Annotated in this window: 2 protein-coding genes; one reads left to right on the top strand and one right to left on the bottom strand. The window is 62.1% G+C overall.

Features of this window, described 5'->3' with window-relative positions:
* Positions 1-224 precede the first annotated feature (224 nt).
* Complete coding sequence (gene purF / locus H1Y01_RS11760) at positions 225-1682, top strand: amidophosphoribosyltransferase (protein WP_219341481.1); 1458 nt, start codon at positions 225-227, stop codon at positions 1680-1682.
* A gap of 55 nt (positions 1683-1737) precedes the next feature.
* Here purF and H1Y01_RS11765 read toward each other — a convergent pair.
* The coding region (locus H1Y01_RS11765) for a sensor histidine kinase (RefSeq protein ID WP_180540714.1) at positions 1738-3000 on the bottom strand (1263 nt) is incomplete at its 5' end.

A 3000-nucleotide genomic window follows, 5' to 3' on the forward strand; every position in this document is an offset into this window, starting at 1 on the left:
CTATCGAACGGCCGCGCGCATCCGATTTCGATCTGTCCGATTTCGACCTTGGCATCGAGCTTCGTCCGGCGTTACAATGAAATGAATCGTTGATATCTTTACTGGCAGCGATATCTTCACCGGCGCCCGAAAACTAAATCAGTCGTTTCGGCGCGACTCGCCTCCCCCTGGCTCGAGCGGCATCTGCACTGAGTGGTTGTACAGACAAAATCCGATCGCGGAAGGTGACCGAATTGGCAGTTGATAACTCCCCACTTGATATCGCCGCAGTTGATACTTCCAGCGACAAGTTCCACGATGAATGCGGCGTGGTAGCCATTTTCGGGCACCCCGAAGCGTCCAAACTCGCCTACCTCGGCCTGTATGCGCTGCAGCATCGCGGGCAGGAAAGCGCCGGCATCTCCACCAGCGACGGCGAACTGATCCACTCCCACAAGAAGATGGGCCTGGTATCCGACATCTTCACGCAGGATGTTCTCGATGCATTGCCGGGAAACCTGGCCATTGGGCACACCCGCTATTCGACGTCGGGCGATACCGCGCTGCTCAACGCGCAGCCTTTCGCGGTGGCGTGCAACAAGGGCCGCATCGCCGTCGCGCATAACGGGAACATTACGAACGCGCTGGAGTTACGGCGTTCTTTGGAGCACCATGGGGCCATCTTCCAGGCCAGCAGCGACACCGAAGTCATTCTGCATTTGGTGGCGCACTCGCGCGAGCGCACGTTAGCCGGCGCTCTACGCGATGCGCTGCTGCAGCTGGAAGGCGCCTTCTCCATCGTCTTTCTCGCCGAGGACCGCATCATCGTCGCCCGCGATCCTCACGGATTCCGTCCGCTCGCCATGGCGCAGATGGAGCGCGGCGGCGAGCAATGCTACGTCTTTGCGTCCGAGACCTGCGCATTCGACTTGCTCGATGCGGTGTATCTGAACGAAGTGCAGCCCGGCGAGATGGTGATCGTCGGTCCCGAGGGCGTCACGCGCGAGCGTTTCGCGCCGGAGCAGCCGCTTTCCTTTTGCGCATTCGAACACGTCTATTTCTCGCGGCCGGATTCGATGGTCTTCGGCCGATCCGTGCAGGAATCGCGCGAAATGCTCGGATGTCTACTGGCCCGGGAAGCTCCCGCCGACGCGGATATCGTCGTGCCCGTGCCGGATTCGGGAGTCGCCGCGGCTCTCGGCTACTCGCACGAAAGCGGCTTGCCCTTCCGGCTCGCCCTGATTCGCAATCACTATGTCGGACGCACCTTCATCGAGCCCTCGCAGGCGATCCGCGATTTCGGCGTGCGCTTGAAGCTGAATCCGGTGCGGCATCTGCTGGAAGGCAAGCGCGTGGTTCTGGTTGACGATTCCATCGTGCGCGGGACGACCAGCCGCAAGCTGGTGCGAATGGTGCGCAATGCGGGAGCGCGGGAAGTTCACCTGCGCGTCTCCTGTCCGCCGACGATTAGCCCGTGTTTCTACGGCGTGGATACGCCCACCCGCAAAGAGTTGATTGCCGCCAACAGCACGGTCGAGGAAATCCGAAAGTTCGTCGAGGCGGATTCACTGGCCTATCTTTCTCTGGGATCGCTGCGCAAATCGGTGGCCGATCGGGACGCGAATTACTGCTATGCCTGTTACACGGGAAACTATCCGACCGACCTGATCGGCGTCGACCAGTTACTCGCGACGGCTCGCTAAGGGCGATCGAGTGGCAGGCCAACCAGGAGTTTCCGATCTGTCCGGATTCCGATACTCACCGCCGCGGCAGGATTAGAATCGCGATACTTCCGCCGCGGTCGGAGCGGTTCGTCAGCGTGAGCGAGCCGCCATGCGCTTCGGCGATCTGGCGGCTGAGCACCAGACCGATGCCGCTGCCGTGCGGCTTGGTCGTGAAGAACGGGATGAAGAGGTTCGCGGGGTTGGCGATTCCTGAACCTTCATCCACCACCGAGAGTTCAAGCAGGTCGGGTTTACTCTTCCAGGTCACCGTGATTTTGCCGCCGTTCGGAGGAGTGGCATCGGCAGCGTTGCGGATCAGGTTGATCAGAAGCTGGTCGAGCTGGTCCGGATCGCCGGGGATGGTGATGAGTTCGCCGGGTTCGATGATCACCGGAAGGCGTGTTTCGAGCACAGCGTTGCGCTGTACCCATTCACTGACGTTGAGGGCTTGAAGCACCGGCGCCGGATGACGGGCCAAGCGGGCGTAGGCGCCGGTGAAGCGATTCAAGGCGGCGGAGCGGGCGGAGATGATTTCGAGGCCGCGCGATGCGTCCTCGCGCCAGTCTTCCGGGAGCGGATCGTGGGTCAGCATCTGGGCGAGGGATTCGGAGATGGATTTCACCGGCGTCAGCGAGTTGTTGATCTCGTGCCCGAGAACGCGGACCAGACGCTGCCAGGCCAGCAGTTCCTCTTGCCGCAGCACTCGCGTCAGGTCGGAAATGACGAGCAGCCAGTGCGGCGCCCCGTGTTCACGGAATTCGCCGCGGCGGATGTTCCACACGCCCGAGCCGCCAGGAAAGGTTTTGCGCACCGAGGATGCGCCGTCGCCGACCAGCAGGTCGGAAAGCGCCAGCTCGGATGCGGTCAGACCCATGACGCGTTCCGCGGGTTGGTTCAACAGCTTCTCTCCCGCGCGGTTGATCAGGCGCAGGTTTTCCGTGGCGTCGAACGCGAAGATGGCGACGTCGATCTCGGCCATGACCTTGCGAAGCAGGGCCGTGGCTTCGAGAGCGCTGGAGCGCTGGTCGCGCAGCGTGTCCGCCATGTGATTCACTTGCGTCATCACTTCGGTGAGCGCGTCATCGCGATGCGAGCCGCGCGCCCGGAACGAGAAGTCGCCTTCGCGCAGCGCGGCCAACAGGTTCGAGACGGTGCGTAGCGGGAACACGATGTTCTCGCGAAGCGCCGCGGCGCAGATCAGCCAGAAGAGCGCGACGAAAACGGCGACAGTGACTTTGAGATGGAGCGAGTCTCCGTAGACCCAAATGAGAACTACGGTACCGACCGTTCCGGGCAA

It is taken from the genome of Nevskia soli, from assembly GCF_903970205.1.
In the GTDB taxonomy this organism is placed as follows: domain Bacteria; phylum Acidobacteriota; class Terriglobia; order Bryobacterales; family Bryobacteraceae; genus Bog-113.